We start from the raw sequence: 14999 nt of genomic DNA, 5'->3' as shown, positions 1-14999 counted from the left end.
TGAGTTAACGACCACCGGCAGCGTCAATGATGCTGCCGGTGACGTATGAGGCCGCATCGCTGGCCAGCCAGACAATCGCTTCCGCTACCTCTTCTGCCTCACCGCCGCGCCCCATCGGAATCGCGCTGGCAAGTCTGTCTACCCTGCCCGGCTCTCCACCATCGGCATGCATCTCTGTATAGATAAATCCCGGACGTACGCCATTGACCCGAATCCCCTGCTGCGCCACTTCCAGCGACAATCCTTTGGTCAGCGTATCCATCGCCCCTTTTGAGGCGGCGTAATCAACATATTCGCCAGGCGCACCGGTACGCGATGCGGCCGACGAGACGTTTACAATCGCGCCGCCCTGACCGCCGTGATGCGTGCCCATCCGCTTAACCGCCTCACGACAGCAGAGAAAGGATCCGATGACGTTGGTCGCAAAGACCTTTTGCAGTCGCGCCGCCTCAAGCTGTTCGGTGCGGCATTGCTGAAACAGAATCCCGGCGTTGTTCACCAGCAACGCCAGCGGCATAGAGTGCTTGTCGAGCTGCGCAAACATCGCCATCACCTGCGCTTCATCACTGATATCCGCCTGAACCGCAAAGGCTTCACCGCCCTGCTGCTGGATCTGTGCCACCAGCTGTTGCGCTTCGGCCTCGCGCTGACGATAGTTCACTGCAACCCGATAACCCCGGGCTGCCAGTAATAGTGACGTGGCCCGCCCGATACCGCGGCTGCCACCCGTAACCAGTGCCAGTTTCATGCTGATTCTCCATAACAAAGGGCCGACGAATCGGCCCCTGATGATTAACGCTTGCCCGTAGGGAGATTACTGATAATCGCTCATCGGCACGCAGGAGCAGAACAGATTGCGGTCGCCAAACACATCATCCAGACGTTTTACTGTCGGCCAGTATTTGTTATGGCTGCCCGCCGGGAAGACCGCCAGTTCACGGCTGTAAGGATGTGACCATTCACTGACGATTTCCAGCTGGGTATGCGGCGCATTAACCAGTGGGTTGTCGTCCAGCGGCCATTCCCCTGCCGCCACCCGGTCAATTTCCATACGGATCGCCAGCATTGCGTCAATAAAGCGATCCAGTTCGATTTTGCTCTCTGACTCGGTCGGCTCCACCATCAGCGTGCCCGCCACCGGGAAGGACATGGTCGGCGCGTGGAATCCGTAATCGATCAGGCGCTTAGCAATATCCAGCTCACTGATGCCGGTTTGCTCTTTCAGCGGACGGATGTCGAGAATACATTCGTGCGCCACACGGCCATCGCGGCCGGTATAGAGCACCGGATAAGCAGACTGCAGGCGGCTGGCAATATAGTTAGCATTCAGAATCGCGACCGAACTGGCCTGTTTCAGCCCTTCGGCGCCCATCATGCGAATATACATCCAGCTGATCGGCAGAATAGAGGCGCTGCCAAACGGCGCTGCGGAGACCGCGCCCTGCTGCGTCAGCACACCGTCGATCTGCACCACGCTGTGTCCCGGAACAAACGGAGCCAGGTGCGCTTTCACGCCAATCGGTCCCATACCCGGACCACCACCGCCGTGCGGAATGCAGAAGGTTTTGTGCAGATTGAGGTGCGAGACATCTGCGCCGATGTAGCCTGGCGTGGTGATGCCGACCTGCGCATTCATGTTCGCGCCATCCAGATACACCTGGCCGCCATACTGATGCACGATCTGGCACACTTCACGGATGGTCTCTTCATAGACACCGTGTGTGGAGGGATAAGTCACCATGATGCAGGAAAGTTTGTCGCCCGCCTGCGCCGCCTTTTCACGCAGGTCGCCAAGGTCGATGTTGCCCTGTTTGTCGCACGCGACCACAACAACGTCCATGCCCGCCATCTGGGCTGAGGCCGGGTTCGTACCGTGTGCCGAACTCGGGATCAGACAGAGATGACGATCGCCCTCGCCGCGACTTTCGTGATAGCGGCGGATCGCCAGCAGCCCGGCATATTCCCCCTGCGCGCCAGAGTTAGGCTGCATGCAGAGTGCATCATAGCCGGTGAGCTGCACCAGCCACTGCGACAACTGGCCGATCATCTGCAGATAGCCGGTAGCCTGTTCAGCCGGGCAGAATGGATGCAGCTCAGCAAACTCCGGCCAGGTGATCGGGATCATCTCAGCGGCAGCATTGAGCTTCATGGTGCAGGATCCGAGCGGGATCATCGCCTGATTCAGCGCCAGATCCTTTTTCTCCAGGCTGTGCATATAACGCATCATCTCGGTTTCGCTGTGATGACGGTTGAACACCGGATGGGTCAGGATCTCGCTGTGACGCTGCAGGTCCGCAGGAATCGCGTGGCTTTCACTGGCGACTTCGCTGTCGAGTTTTTCCAGATCCTGGCCATGTTCATCACCCAGCAGAATAGCAAACAGCGCCAGAATATCTTCGCGGCAGGTGGTTTCATCCAGCGTGATGCCAACGGCATTATGGATGTCGCTGCGCAGGTTAACGCCAAAGCTCAGAGCGCGGTTCAGCACAGCGGCTTTATCCGACACTTCCACCGTCAGCGTATCGAACCAGTGCTGATGGCGCAGTTTCAGGCCGCCCTGCTGCAGTCCGGCTGCCAGGATGCTGGTGAAGCGGTGAATGCGTGAGGCAATACGTTTCAGACCAGCCGGGCCGTGGAAAACCGCATAGAGACCCGCAATGTTTGCCAGCAGCACCTGCGACGTACAGATGTTGGAATTAGCCTTTTCACGACGGATATGTTGTTCACGGGTCTGCATCGCCATGCGCAGTGCTGTGTTGCCTGCGGCATCACGTGATACACCGATGATGCGGCCTGGCATAGAGCGTTTATGCTCGTCGCGGCTGGCGAAGAAGGCAGCGTGCGGACCGCCGTAACCCATCGGCACGCCGAAGCGCTGAGCGGAACCAAAGACAATATCTGCGCCCTGCCTGCCTGGTGCTTCCAGTAACACCAGCGACATAAAGTCTGCCGCCACGCTGACCACGACTTTGCGTGCTTTCAGCCCGGCAATCAGCGCGCTGTAATCGTGCGCGTTGCCCGTCGTTCCCACCTGTTGCAGCAGCACACCAAACAGGTCGTCGTGATCCGCGGCCTTGTCGGCGCTGTCGATGATCAGTTCAAAACCGAACGTCTCTGCACGAGTCCGGACCACATCCAGCGTCTGAGGATGAATATCGTCGGCAATGAAGAATTTATTGGCGTTTTTGAGCTTACTGACGCGTTTTGCCATCGCCATCGCTTCGGCTGCAGCCGTGGCTTCATCCAGCAAAGAGGCGGACGCAATATCCATGCCGGTAAGATCCAGCGTCAGCTGCTGGAAGTTCAGCAGTGCTTCCAGGCGGCCCTGCGAGACTTCAGGCTGATACGGGGTATAGGCAGTGTACCAGCCCGGATTTTCCAGCATATTACGCAGGATAACCGGCGGAGTGATGACCGCGCTGTATCCCATACCAATCCAGGATTTGTAACGCAGATTCTGACTGGCAATGGCTTTCAGTTCGGCCAGCGCCTGCTGTTCAGTCGCGGCTTCGCCAACGGCGGGTGGACCCGGCAGCTGAATGTCTGCCGGCACAATCGTGCTGATTAACGCGTCCAGCGAACGGGCACCAATCGCGTCAAGCATCTGCGCCTGCTGCTCAGGTGAAGGACCGATATGGCGCTCAATGAATGCACCGTTGTGTTCAAGCTGGCTGAGAGTCTGAGTCATTAGCAGTAAATCCTGAATCGGGCTGGGGGAACCGGAGAGCAAACAAAAATCTGCGGCCTCTGTCTGAGGCCGCCTGACGATTACTCGTCGATGGAGGCTTTATAAGCATCCGCATCCAGCAGCGTGTCGATTTCAGACGCGTCACTGGCTTTGATTTTAAATAACCAGCCGCCGTCATAAGGCTCGCTGTTGACCTGCTCCGGTGAGTCAGTCAGGGCATCGTTGACCGCCACAATCTCACCGCTAATTGGCGCATAGATATCTGACGCCGCTTTAACGGACTCTGCCACCGCGCACTCTTCACCGGCGGCAAACGTCGCGCCCACTTCAGGCAGATCGACAAATACCATGTCGCCCAGTAACTCCTGCGCATGTTCAGTAATACCCACGGTGTAGCTGCCATCGGCTTCTTTGCGCACCCATTCATGGCTGTCGCGGTACTTCAACGTATTCGGCACATTGCTCATTGGCCATTTCTCCTGAATAAAATTTACTGAGCGACCGGTTTACCGGCGCGGACAAAAACGGGACGGGTAACCTGGACGGGCATCTGGCGGTTACGGATCTCAACGATGGCGGTGCTGCTGACCGAGGCCGGTACGCGCGCCAGGGCGATGCTGCAACCCAGCGTCGGTGAGAAAGAACCACTGGTGATGATCCCCTCCTGTGGCTGCCCCTGGTCATCGGTGAAACGCACCGGCTGGCCGTTACGCAGCACCCCTTTTTCTGTGAGGATCAGCCCCACCAGCTTTTCTGTGCCGCGTTCACGCTGCAGTTCCAGCGCTTCCCGGCCAATGAAATCGCGGTCAGAAGGTTCCCAGCACACCGTCCAGCCCATGTTGGCGGCCAGCGGTGAAACGCCTTCGTCCATCTCCTGACCATAAAGATTCATTCCGGCTTCCAGGCGCAGTGTGTCGCGTGCGCCCAGTCCGGCAGGTTTTACGCCAGCTGCCAGCAGGCGCTGCCAGAAATCGGCTGCCTCACCGGCGGGCATCGCAATTTCATATCCTGCTTCGCCGGTGTAACCGGTGGTCGCGATAAACAGGTCACCTGACTGCACACCAAAAAACGGCTTCATGCCAGCCACAGCCTGACGCTGCTCCTCGCTGAACAGCGTCTGCGCTTTCTGCTGCGCCTGCGGACCCTGCACAGCAATCAGCGCCAGGTCATCGCGTTCCATCAGCGTAATGCCATAACCCTGCGCATGTTGTGTGATCCAGGCGAGATCGTTTTCACGGGTTGCGGAGTTCACCACCAGCCGGAAGAACGATTCGCTCATAAAGTAAACAATCAAATCGTCAATGACGCCACCCGACGCATTCAGCATCCCGGTGTAAAGCGCTTTGCCAGGCTGCGTCAGTTTTGCCACATCATTCGCCAGCAGATAGCGCAGGAATTCGCGGGTACGCGGTCCTGTCAGGTCGACAATGGTCATGTGAGAGACATCAAACATCCCGGCGTCAGTGCGCACCACATGATGTTCATCCATCTGGGAGCCATAGTGCAATGGCATCATCCAGCCATGAAAATCCACCATGCGGGCACCGCAGGCCTGATGCTGTTCAAACAGAGGTGTTTGCTGAGTCATAACCATCCTGTGCAGAAGCGAGTGAGGGCAAAATTGCGCCGGAATTGAGTGCCGACGCAAACGTTCTCTTACGACTGACGTTACCACCGAATCTGACGATTAACCATAAGCAAACCGGGGTCGAACGCAGATGCACAGCCTAACCAGAAACAGCCTGTGACAGGATAAAAAACTGCAATTTTGTGATTAATCGCGCAATAAATGCAGGGACTTTAAATATACACAGCAAATTTATGCGGCAAGGCGTTCAGGATGTTAAAAAAATCCCGCTGCCCGCGAAGAGATGAATGAGAAAAAGTAATGCGAAATTGCTAGCAAAATTAGAATAAATCAAACGAAGACCTGGACTGGTGCAGCATTGCCTTTTGGTGGTGCAGAGGGATTCAGACATAAAAAAAGCCAGCAGACGCTGGCTTATCAAAAGGCGAGAATTTAGCGAAGCCAGGCGGGCAAATCATTCAGGCCCATCGCCTGCTTCAGCATCATAGGTTTTACCCCTGGCAGACGATCAGCCAGTTTCAGACCGACGTCACGCAGCAGTTTTTTCGCCGGATTATTGCCAGCGAACATCTCCCGGAAGCCCTGCATGCCAGCCAGCATCATTGCGGCGCTGTGTTTACGGCTGCGCTCGTAGCGACGCAGATAGAGGTGCTGACCAATATCTTTGCCCTGCTGATGCAGGCGGCGAATCTCGCCAATCAACTCGGCGGCATCCATAAAGCCAAGGTTTACGCCCTGCCCCGCCAGCGGATGAATGGTGTGAGCCGCATCGCCCACCAGCGCCAGACGGTGTGCCGCAAAGTTGCGGGCATAGCGCGCTACCAGCGGGAACGATTTGCGCTCGCTTTCCAGCTGACACAGGCCGAGGCGCATATCAAACGCCACTGAGAGCTGCTGATTGAACAGCGCTTCCGGCATGGTTTCCAGACGGCTCGCTTCCTGTGGCGAGAGCGACCAGACGATGGAGCTCAGATGCGGATCCTGCATCGGCAGGAAAGCCAGAATACCGTCGCCGTGGAACACCTGGCGGGCCACAGCGTCGTGCGGCTTCTCAGTGCGGACGTTAGCCACTAACGCACGGTGATCGTAATCCCAGAAAGTCAGCGGAATATCGGCTTTGTTGCGCAGCCAGGAGTTAGCACCGTCAGCGGCAATCAGTAATCGCGCGCTTAACATACTGCCATCCTGCAGCGTAACAAAGGCTTCGTTGTCACCAAATGCCACCTGCTGTAACTGCGAAGGTGCCATTATCGTCACGTCGCTGCAGGCGCTGGCACGTTGCCAGAGCGCAGTGTGAATCACCGGGTTTTCGACGATATGGCCCAGATGTGACAAGCCCTGCTGCTCATCATCAAAAGCGATGGAGCCGAAGCTGTCCTTATCCCACACTTCCATGCCGTGATATGCGCGGCAGCGCAGCGAAAGAATGGTCGACCAGACATCCAGCTTCTGCAGCAGCCGTTCGCTGGCGGCGTTTATCGCCGACACGCGAATCGACGGTGACGCACTCAGCGCCAGCGGTGGCTCCGGCGATTTTTCCAGCACGGCGATGCGCAGTCCGCTGCCCTGCAAGCCGCAGGCCACCGCCAGCCCCACCATACCGCCACCGGCGATCACCACATCAAAAGTTTGCATCTGAGCCTCTTTATTAACGCTTAACCCAGCCAAGCGTACGCTCAGCCAGTTGATTTCGTAGCCACGGCAGATGATCCATTGCCAGCAGGCCCAGGTTACGTCCTGCCACCAGTGGACCATACTGGTTTGCAAAAACGCGCACCAGTCCGTCGGTGATGCCGATAGTGGCGGCGCGATCGGGCTGACGACGCTGCTGATAATGATGCAGCACGGCATAGCTGCCGGGATCCTGCTGATGACGATGGGCGGCTGCCAGCGTTTCAGCCAGCGACATCACATCGCGCAGGCCAAGATTGAAACCCTGCCCGGCAATGGGATGCAGCGTCTGTGCAGCATTACCCACCACCGCCACACGGTGCGTCACCGGCGACATCGCCCGGTGCAGCGCCAGCGGGTAGTATTCTCGCTGACCCGTGTGAGTAAATTTGCCCAGTCGCCAGCCAAAGGCACGCTGCAGCTGACTCAGGAATTCAGCCTCTCTCCACTGCTCAATGCGTTCGCGCTGCGAAAGCGGATGACACCAGACCAGCGAGAGACGGTTGCCAGACATCGGCAGTAGCGCCAGCGGGCCATGCTCGGTGAAACGCTCGAAAGCGCGGCCCTGATGGGGCAGCGCAGTGGAGACATTGGCAATTACCGCGAGCTGCTGATAGTCGTCTCTTTGCCACTGAATACCGCACGAGGCGGCCAGGGCAGAGCGCGTGCCATCCGCGGCCACCAGCAGCTTGCCGCTGAGTTGTTCGCCACTGTCCAGTGTCACCTCAACCTGCTGGTCGCTTCGGTGAGCCTGGGTAACGCGTGCAGGACAGCGCAGCGTCACGCCTGGCGCTTTTTTCAGTTCCGCAAACAGCCGCTGACCGACATCAAACAGCTCGACAACCTGCCCCAGCGCCGGAATGTCATAATCAGCCGCCGCCAGTGACACAAAGCCCGCGTGACCGCGATCGGAGACATGGATATGGGTAATCGGCGTGGCACAACGGGCAATGCGCTGCCACAGGTTGATATCCGCCAGTTGCTGGCAGGTTCCGGCCGCGAGGGCAATCGCGCGGCCGTCAAAACCGGGATGCGCCCGGCTGCCTGGCTCGCTGCTTTCAATCAGCGTCACCGGCAGTGTGCCCTGGGTGAGATGGGAGATCGCCAGCGCCAGCGTCGCCCCGGTCATGCCGCCTCCGGCAATCAGAATTGTCATGCCTGTTTTGCCGCCGCCATCAGTGCTTCAATCTCATCGGCTTCTTTCACGACGCTGTCGGTGAGATTCTCAATGCCCTCTTCCGTAATCACAATGTCATCTTCGATTCGGATGCCAATGCCGCGATATTGCGCGGGTACATCCGCATCCGGCCCGATATAGAGACCCGGCTCAACGGTTAACACCATGCCCGGCTCCAGAATCCGATCGCGACTCGGGGTGCCGTAGTGACCTACGTCGTGAACGTCCAGCCCCAGCCAGTGGCCCAGGCCATGCATATAGAACTGGCGATGTGCGTCTTCGGCGATCAGGGTATCGATGTCACCCTCCTGAATACCCAGCTCCACCAGACCGGTGATCATAATGCGCACCACTTCGTCATTCACTTCGCGAATGCTGACGCCAGGCCGGAACATCTCAAGCGATCGCTTCAGCGAAGCCAGAACGATGTCATAAATCGCGCGCTGCGCCGGGCTGAATCGGCCGTTAACCGGGAAGGTACGGGTGATATCACCGGCATAGCCGTGGAATTCACAGCCTGCATCGATCAGTACCAGATCGCCGTCGCGCATCTCACTTTCGTTTTCGGTGTAGTGCAGAATGCAGCCGTTCTCGCCGGCCCCCACAATGGTGTTATAGGAGGGATAACGCGCGCCGTGACGGGTAAATTCGTGATGGATCTCCCCTTCCAGCTGATACTCAAACATGCCCGGCTGACAGGTTTGCATCGCGCGAGTATGCGCCAGTGCACTGATTTTCCCGGCGCGGCGTAACAACTCAATTTCATCCGCATCTTTAAACAGGCGCATCTCATGCACCCATGGACGCCAGTCAGTGACGGTGGCTGGCGCGCTAAGATTCTGGCGGAAACCGCGACGCAGTTTATCCAGTGCGCTGAACACCAGAGTGTCTGCGTGAGCATATTCGCCCTGCGCATGGTAAATCACATCCAGACCATTCAGCAGCAGGTGCAGCTGTTCACCAATATCGGTCCAGGGTAAGGCACGATCCACGCCGAGTTTATCGGGCGCGGCCTCCTGACCCAATCGACGACCAGACCAGACTTCCGCTGCGGGGTCACGCACGCGGTTAAACAGCACGCTGTGGTTGTGATTTTCATCGCTTTTGATCAGCACCAGCAATGCCTGCGGCTCATTAAAGCCGGTGAAATAACTGAAGTCGCTGCTCTGGCGGAAGGGATATTCGGTGTCGTTACTGCGCGTCACTTCAGGCGCAGCAAAAATCAGCGCTGCGCTGCCAGGCACCATCTTCGCCAGCAGCGCCTGACGACGCTGCAGGTATCGTTCCAGTGAAATCATCTCTGCACTCCCTGTAAACTGACCGGTTAAACGCGTTGACCTGAAATTAGTGTAGCGTCGGTTTTTGCACTTCTGGCGCGGTTGGCTGCGGACGAGTGAAGGTATCGTGGCACAGCAGTGCAGCGACACGCACATATTCAATCACCTCTTCCAGCGACTGCTCCAGTTCTTCCTGGTCTTCATCCTCTTCGTAACCGAGTTGGGCAATCGTACGCAAATCATCGATTGCTTCGCCGGTTTCGCCGGTGACTTTATCCAGTTTAGGCTGTGTTACGCCCAGACCGAGCAGAAAATGGTTAACCCAGCCTGCCAGCGCATCGGCACGGTCAAATACGGTGATGTCGTCGTCCGCAGGCAGCATGAGCTGAAACAGGAAACCCTCATCTTCCAGCGTAGTGGCCGTGTGCTCGTGCAGCGCCGCCAGCGGGACCGCAAGCGTGTGTGAAAACGCCATGCCTTCGTTAGCCAGATCGTGTACCAGCGTCTTCCAGCTGGTGTCCTGGTTACCGCCGCAGAGGATGCCGCTTAGCAGGCCATGCATTTCTGCAGGCGTCATACCAACACCCTGCTGTGAGAGCACTGCCGCGAGCGCGTTGTAATCGGGGGTTGCGTTCTGTAAGGACATAAGTTTTCATCGTCGTTGGCAGAATAAGTTCGTGTTATGCTACCACTAGCTGCCTCAAGGTTTCCAGAAAAGGGGTTGTATCTTATTTCGTGGGTCTATATAGTTGCCCGCCTCCCAAGCCATTGACAGCTAAGGGAGTTGCGAGCGAAGTAATCAGTCAGGAAGGTGGCATGTCTGCACAACCGGTAGATTTACAAATTTTTGGTCGTTCGTTGAGAGTGAATTGTCCGCCAGAGCAGCAAGATGCGCTCAATAGCGCGGCTGAAGATCTCAATCAACGGTTGCAAGATCTAAAAGTTCGCACTAGAGTCACCAATACAGAACAACTGGTGTTCATCGCCGCGTTAAACGTCTGCCACGAGCTGGCGCAAGAGAAAGTGAAAACGCGCGATTATGCTGCTAATATGGAACAGCGTATCCGTATGTTGCAGCAGACGATTGAACAGGCATTAGTTGAGCAAGGTCGCATCTCTGAGCGTGAGGGTGCGAAGTTCGAATAAAACTTCATGGTTGCTATACTAAAGTAACGGTGAGGTAAATTTTCTCTGAGATGTTTGCATGTGGGCCAGTCCCCTGAGCCGATATTTCGAAAAAACAGAATGTGACGCTCGTAATCTGTGTGCATGCTCGGTTCGTCCGAGAAGCCTGATGGTTATGACGGCATGTTCACCTTGAACCAAGGGTTCAAGGGTTACAGCCTACGGCGGCATCTCGGAGATCTCTCTTCCTGCAGTCCTGCTTTCATCCCCATACCGACATGTTATAGTCGCTGTTCAGCGACTTATCAGGCGGGGAAATCATGTCTGAATCTTCCATGTCATCACCTTCAATGATACAGCGTCAGGTTATCCGTCAGCAGGTACGCCATTTGCGCCGTGCAATGACTGAAGATCAGCAGGCCCAGGCGGCCGAACAGCTTGCTGAACTTGCCCTTAACTATGCGCCGATTACTCACGCGCGCAACATTGCCCTGTTCCTGTCAGTTGATGGTGAGCTGAATACCCGTCCGCTGATTGCCAGGCTCTGGCATCTGAAGAAAGCGGTCTATCTGCCCGTTTTGCATCCCTTCTCGCCCGGTCATTTACTGTTTCTGCGCTACACGCCCGATACCCCATTGCATATCAATAAACTACGTATTCCTGAACCGCCGCTGGATATCCGGCAGTTGATCACGCTTGATCAGCTGGATCTGATGATGGTGCCATTGGTGGCGTTTGATCAGCATGGGCAGCGTCTGGGCATGGGCGGCGGCTTCTACGATCGCACCCTGCAGAACTGGCGACAGCACGGCTTTTTGCCGGTTGGTCTGGCCCACGATTGTCAGCAGGTCGATAGCCTGCCGGTGGCAGAATGGGATGTACCTTTGCCGGCGGTAATGACGCCGTCAAAGCTCTGGCAGTGGGAGTAGAAGAGCCGCTGTTATGGGCTTTTTCAGACGGATCAGCACCCCGAATCAGGGCGAATTTTGCAACAATGAAATAGCACCACGCGAAGGGGACACGGTAAGAAGAGGAAAGCGGCCCCCGCGCGGGCCAGGCAGTCAGGAATGACGTGTTTGCGACTTTCCGATCTGACCGTTTTTCCTGAGCAGGCTCAGCCTCACAGCAGATCGTACCTGATAGCACGAAGTGGCGCTATTTAGCGCCACTTCGTGTCTGCATCGCTTAGTAAAGCAGACGGGCGCGGATAGTACCCGGAATCGCCTTCATCAGCTGCAGCGCGTTCTCGGCCACTTCTGGCTCGGCATCAATGTCGATAACCACATAGCCCATAAACGGCGAGGTTTGCAGATACTGGGCGGCGATGTTGATGCCCTGCTCTGCGAAGATCTGGTTGATGGCTGTCAGCACGCCTGGACGGTTCTCATGGATGTGCAGCAGACGACTGGCGCTGATACCGTGAATCGGCAGCGAGACTTCCGGGAAGTTAACAGCTGACAGCGTCGAGCCGTTATCGGAATATTTCGCCAGCTTGCCTGCCACTTCAATCCCGATGTTCTCCTGCGCTTCTTCTGTCGAACCGCCAATGTGCGGCGTCAGGATCACGTTGTCGAATTCGCTCAGTGGAGAGATAAACGGCTCGCTGTTGGTGGCGGGTTCTGTCGGGAAGACGTCGATGGCCGCGCCACCAACATGTTTACTGGCCAGCGCATCACACAGCGCCGGGATATCGACTACGGTACCGCGTGAGGCGTTAATCAGCAGCGCACCGGGCTTCATCTGCGCCAGCTGTTCTGCACCGATCATATCCTGTGTTGAGGCAGTTTCCGGCACGTGCAGGCTGACAACGTCGCTCATGTTGAGCAGATCGGCCAGATGGCGTACCTGGGTAGCATTCCCCAGCGGCAACTTGTTTTCAATGTCGTAGAAGAAAACATGCATGCCCAGGCTTTCTGCCAGCACGCCCAGCTGCATCCCGATATGACCGTAACCGATGATACCCAGCTTTTTGCCACGTGCTTCAAATGAGCCTTTGGCAATCTTGTTCCAGATGCCACGGTGCGCTTTCGCGTTCGCTTCCGGGATGCCACGCAGCATCAGCAGCATCTCACCAATCACCAGCTCCGCAACCGAGCGGGTATTGGAGAACGGCGCGTTGAACACCGGAATACCCCGGCTGGCAGCAGCCTGCAGATCAACCTGGTTGGTGCCGATACAGAAACAGCCAACGGCGACCAGCTTTTCAGCGGCCGCAAAAATCTCTTCAGTAAGCTGGGAGCGGGAACGGATACCAATGAAGTGCGCATCGCGAATCGATGCTTTTAACGCGTCGGAGTCCAGCGCGCCCTTGTGGAATTCGATGTTGGTATAGCCTGCAGCCCGCAGGTTATCCAGCGCGCTCTGATGGACACCTTCCACCAGCAGGAACTTAATCTTATCTTTTTCCAGTGATACCTTTGCCATTTCCCAATCCTATTCAGCATTCAATGAGGACTACCATAAGCCAGCCTTCTGTCAAAATATCAAAAAAATCGCGTCCGGCAATACAAACGATTGCCCGGCAGCCAGCACGGCAGCGGCTGCCAGCAGTACATTGCCGGACAAAATCATGAGAGAGGCAAAGAAGAGAGAACGAACCCGCTGCCGATGACGCTTATGTGACATAAGTCACCAAATTTCACCAGTGTGAGAAAAGATGATTTTCAGGCAGAAATAACTGACGCCTTTACGGCGCCAGACAGATCATTTTTTGATAGTTTTGACCCCATCAGGTCCGCCAATCAGTGCAATATCGGCACCGCGCGCGGCAAAAAGGCCGACAGTGACGACGCCAGGCAACGCATTGATGGTTTTTTCCAGCTCAATCGGATCCAGGATACGCAGATTATGCACGTCGAGAATAATGTTACCGTTATCCGTTACCACGTTCTGACGATACTCCGGTAAGCCGCCCATTTTCACCAGCTGACGCGCCACATAACTGCGTGCCATCGGAATCACTTCAACCGGCAGCGGGAAGCGGCCCAGTACATCCACCTCTTTCGAGGCGTCAGCGATACAGATAAAGGTTTCAGCCACTGCAGCCACAATCTTTTCACGCGTCAGCGCCGCGCCGCCGCCTTTAATCATCTGCATCTGCGGGTTGATCTCATCCGCGCCATCGACGTAAACCGACAGCACATCAATCTCATTCAGGTCGAAAACCTGAATACCCAGGCTTTTCAGCTTCTGGGTGGAGGCATCTGAGCTGGAGACGGCACCGTCGATCTGATGCCTGACCGTGGCAAGCGCATCGATAAAGTGGGCAGCGGTGGAGCCGGTGCCTACGCCAACAATGGTGCCCGGCTGCACGTAATCAAGTGCAGCCCAGCCAACGGCTTTTTTCAGTTCATCCTGGGTCATGGTATGTTTAAAACCTGTGCGACAACGAAGTGCGCGTAGTATAAAACAAGGCTTGCTGAAAATGCTCGGCTGACCGACGTGGATTTATCGCTTTGCAAGCCAGTCCACAAAAACAAGAGAACCATCACAGATAACAGTTTTGTGGCATAGTGACGTCCATCCTGAAGGAGAATGAATATTAATGAAACGCCCGGATTATCGAACGCTTCAGGCGCTGGATTCAGTGATCCGCGAACGCGGATTTGAGCGTGCCGCACAAAAATTGTGTATCACTCAGTCTGCAGTTTCACAGCGAATCAAGCAGCTGGAGAACCTGTTTGGTCAGCCGCTGCTGGTGCGCACTGTGCCGCCGCGCCCGACCGAACAGGGCCAAAAACTACTGGCGTTACTGCATCAGGTGGAATTGCTGGAAGAGGAGTGGCTGGGCGATGAGAACAGTGGCACCACGCCGCTGCTGCTGTCGCTGGCGGTCAACGCCGACAGTCTGGCGACCTGGTTGCTGCCTGCGCTAAAAGATGTGCTGGCTGACTCCCCCGTTCGCCTGAATCTGCAGGTTGAAGATGAAACACGCACTCAGGAGCGTCTGCGTCGGGGTGAAGTGGTGGGTGCGGTGAGTATTCAGCCGCAGCCGCTGCCGAGTTGCCTGGTGGATCAGCTGGGTGCGCTCGACTACTTGTTTGTGGCGTCACGCGACTTTGCTGAACGCTTCTTTCCAAACGGCGTTACCCGCTCTGCCCTGCTGAAAGCGCCTGCCGTGGCTTTTGATCATCTTGATGATATGCACCAGGCTTTCCTGCAGCAGAACTTTGACCTTTCACCTGGCAGTGTGCCCTGCCACATTGTGAACTCGTCTGAAGCCTTTGTGCAGATGGCCCGACAGGGATCGACCTGCTGTATGATCCCACATCTTCAGATTGAACGTGAGCTGGCGAGCGGTGAGTTAATCGATTTGACGCCGGGATTGTATCAGCGCCGGATGCTCTACTGGCATCGGTTTGCGCCTGAAAGCCGGTTAATGCGTCGGGTGACCGATGCGCTGATTGCACATGGACATCGGGTGCTGCGTCAGAATGACGTCGCCGCCTGAAAACAAAAACGGGGCAAAAGCCC

General features: G+C 56.4%; 13 protein-coding genes and 1 other RNA gene. 4 read left to right on the top strand and 10 right to left on the bottom strand.

Features of this window, described 5'->3' with window-relative positions; translation table 11 throughout:
* Nucleotides 1–4: 4 nt before the first annotated feature.
* From LQK91_RS16270 to LQK91_RS16235, 8 genes are all read right to left on the bottom strand, one after another.
* The gene (locus LQK91_RS16270) at nucleotides 5–748 is read right to left on the bottom strand and encodes an SDR family oxidoreductase (protein WP_039660739.1); all 744 of its coding nucleotides are present in this window, start codon (nucleotides 746–748) and stop codon (nucleotides 5–7) included.
* 66 nt (nucleotides 749–814) lie between these two features.
* Entirely contained in the window at nucleotides 815–3688 is a 2874-nt protein-coding gene (gene gcvP, locus LQK91_RS16265; RefSeq protein WP_105099883.1) for an aminomethyl-transferring glycine dehydrogenase, read from the bottom strand.
* A gap of 80 nt (nucleotides 3689–3768) precedes the next feature.
* Nucleotides 3769–4155: a glycine cleavage system protein GcvH gene (gene gcvH, locus LQK91_RS16260; protein ID WP_003852867.1), complete on the bottom strand. Its 387-nt coding sequence runs from the start codon at nucleotides 4153–4155 to the stop codon at nucleotides 3769–3771.
* Between the two features lie 23 nt (nucleotides 4156–4178).
* Complete coding sequence (gcvT, locus tag LQK91_RS16255; RefSeq protein WP_105099884.1) at nucleotides 4179–5276, bottom strand: glycine cleavage system aminomethyltransferase GcvT; 1098 nt, start codon at nucleotides 5274–5276, stop codon at nucleotides 4179–4181.
* Between the two features lie 432 nt (nucleotides 5277–5708).
* Entirely contained in the window at nucleotides 5709–6911 is a 1203-nt protein-coding gene (gene ubiI / locus LQK91_RS16250) for an FAD-dependent 2-octaprenylphenol hydroxylase (protein ID WP_003852862.1), read from the bottom strand.
* A gap of 13 nt (nucleotides 6912–6924) precedes the next feature.
* The gene (gene ubiH, locus LQK91_RS16245) at nucleotides 6925–8103 is read right to left on the bottom strand and encodes a 2-octaprenyl-6-methoxyphenyl hydroxylase (protein ID WP_105099885.1); all 1179 of its coding nucleotides are present in this window, start codon (nucleotides 8101–8103) and stop codon (nucleotides 6925–6927) included.
* Nucleotides 8100–9422, bottom strand: a complete 1323-nt coding sequence (pepP, locus tag LQK91_RS16240; RefSeq protein WP_003852857.1) for a Xaa-Pro aminopeptidase — start codon at nucleotides 9420–9422, stop codon at nucleotides 8100–8102. The genes ubiH and pepP overlap by 4 nt, the downstream gene beginning before the upstream one ends.
* A gap of 46 nt (nucleotides 9423–9468) precedes the next feature.
* Nucleotides 9469–10047 (bottom strand): YecA family protein, encoded by a 579-nt coding sequence (locus LQK91_RS16235; protein WP_003852855.1) that lies wholly within the window; start codon nucleotides 10045–10047, stop codon nucleotides 9469–9471.
* 170 nt (nucleotides 10048–10217) lie between these two features.
* Between LQK91_RS16235 and zapA the strand changes: the two genes are divergently transcribed.
* From zapA to LQK91_RS16220, 3 genes are all read left to right on the top strand, one after another.
* Nucleotides 10218–10547, top strand: coding sequence for a cell division protein ZapA (gene zapA / locus LQK91_RS16230; protein ID WP_008925677.1), 330 nt, complete (start codon nucleotides 10218–10220; stop codon nucleotides 10545–10547).
* A gap of 39 nt (nucleotides 10548–10586) precedes the next feature.
* Nucleotides 10587–10769: non-coding RNA, 6S RNA (ssrS, locus tag LQK91_RS16225), on the top strand.
* Between the two features lie 92 nt (nucleotides 10770–10861).
* The gene (locus LQK91_RS16220) at nucleotides 10862–11455 is read left to right on the top strand and encodes a 5-formyltetrahydrofolate cyclo-ligase (RefSeq protein WP_033743153.1); all 594 of its coding nucleotides are present in this window, start codon (nucleotides 10862–10864) and stop codon (nucleotides 11453–11455) included.
* A 256-nt stretch (nucleotides 11456–11711) separates the two neighbouring features.
* On the opposite strand, the gene serA is transcribed toward LQK91_RS16220, so the two are convergent.
* Complete coding sequence (gene serA / locus LQK91_RS16215; RefSeq protein WP_003852850.1) at nucleotides 11712–12950, bottom strand: phosphoglycerate dehydrogenase; 1239 nt, start codon at nucleotides 12948–12950, stop codon at nucleotides 11712–11714.
* A 279-nt stretch (nucleotides 12951–13229) separates the two neighbouring features.
* The gene (gene rpiA, locus LQK91_RS16210) at nucleotides 13230–13889 is read right to left on the bottom strand and encodes a ribose-5-phosphate isomerase RpiA (RefSeq protein WP_003852846.1); all 660 of its coding nucleotides are present in this window, start codon (nucleotides 13887–13889) and stop codon (nucleotides 13230–13232) included.
* A 181-nt stretch (nucleotides 13890–14070) separates the two neighbouring features.
* Between rpiA and LQK91_RS16205 the strand changes: the two genes are divergently transcribed.
* Nucleotides 14071–14976, top strand: a complete 906-nt coding sequence (locus LQK91_RS16205) for a LysR family transcriptional regulator ArgP (RefSeq protein ID WP_008925678.1) — start codon at nucleotides 14071–14073, stop codon at nucleotides 14974–14976.
* The last annotated feature ends 23 nt before the right edge of the window (nucleotides 14977–14999 follow it).

The sequence above is a fragment of the Pantoea sp. MHSD4 genome, assembly GCF_021043305.1.
Lineage (GTDB): Bacteria > Pseudomonadota > Gammaproteobacteria > Enterobacterales > Enterobacteriaceae > Pantoea > Pantoea eucalypti.
The sequence above is the reverse complement of the archived record's forward strand: the minus strand, read 5'-3'. Positions and strand labels throughout refer to the sequence as shown.

Bases quoted from the DNA above. Each gene is read 5' to 3' on its own strand.
- gcvH (WP_003852867.1), bottom strand. From the start codon at position 4,155: ATGAGCAATGTGCCGAATACGTTGAAGTACCGCGACAGCCATGAATGG.
- rpiA (WP_003852846.1), bottom strand. From the start codon at position 13,889: ATGACCCAGGATGAACTGAAAAAAGCCGTTGGCTGGGCTGCACTTGAT.
- ubiH (WP_105099885.1), bottom strand. From the start codon at position 8,103: ATGACAATTCTGATTGCCGGAGGCGGCATGACCGGGGCGACGCTGGCG.
- pepP (WP_003852857.1), bottom strand. From the start codon at position 9,422: ATGATTTCACTGGAACGATACCTGCAGCGTCGTCAGGCGCTGCTGGCG.
- LQK91_RS16235 (WP_003852855.1), bottom strand. From the start codon at position 10,047: ATGTCCTTACAGAACGCAACCCCCGATTACAACGCGCTCGCGGCAGTG.
- LQK91_RS16205 (WP_008925678.1), top strand. From the start codon at position 14,071: ATGAAACGCCCGGATTATCGAACGCTTCAGGCGCTGGATTCAGTGATC.
- zapA (WP_008925677.1), top strand. From the start codon at position 10,218: ATGTCTGCACAACCGGTAGATTTACAAATTTTTGGTCGTTCGTTGAGA.
- gcvP (WP_105099883.1), bottom strand. From the start codon at position 3,688: ATGACTCAGACTCTCAGCCAGCTTGAACACAACGGTGCATTCATTGAG.
- serA (WP_003852850.1), bottom strand. From the start codon at position 12,950: ATGGCAAAGGTATCACTGGAAAAAGATAAGATTAAGTTCCTGCTGGTG.
- LQK91_RS16270 (WP_039660739.1), bottom strand. From the start codon at position 748: ATGAAACTGGCACTGGTTACGGGTGGCAGCCGCGGTATCGGGCGGGCC.
- LQK91_RS16220 (WP_033743153.1), top strand. From the start codon at position 10,862: ATGTCATCACCTTCAATGATACAGCGTCAGGTTATCCGTCAGCAGGTA.
- ubiI (WP_003852862.1), bottom strand. From the start codon at position 6,911: ATGCAAACTTTTGATGTGGTGATCGCCGGTGGCGGTATGGTGGGGCTG.
- gcvT (WP_105099884.1), bottom strand. From the start codon at position 5,276: ATGACTCAGCAAACACCTCTGTTTGAACAGCATCAGGCCTGCGGTGCC.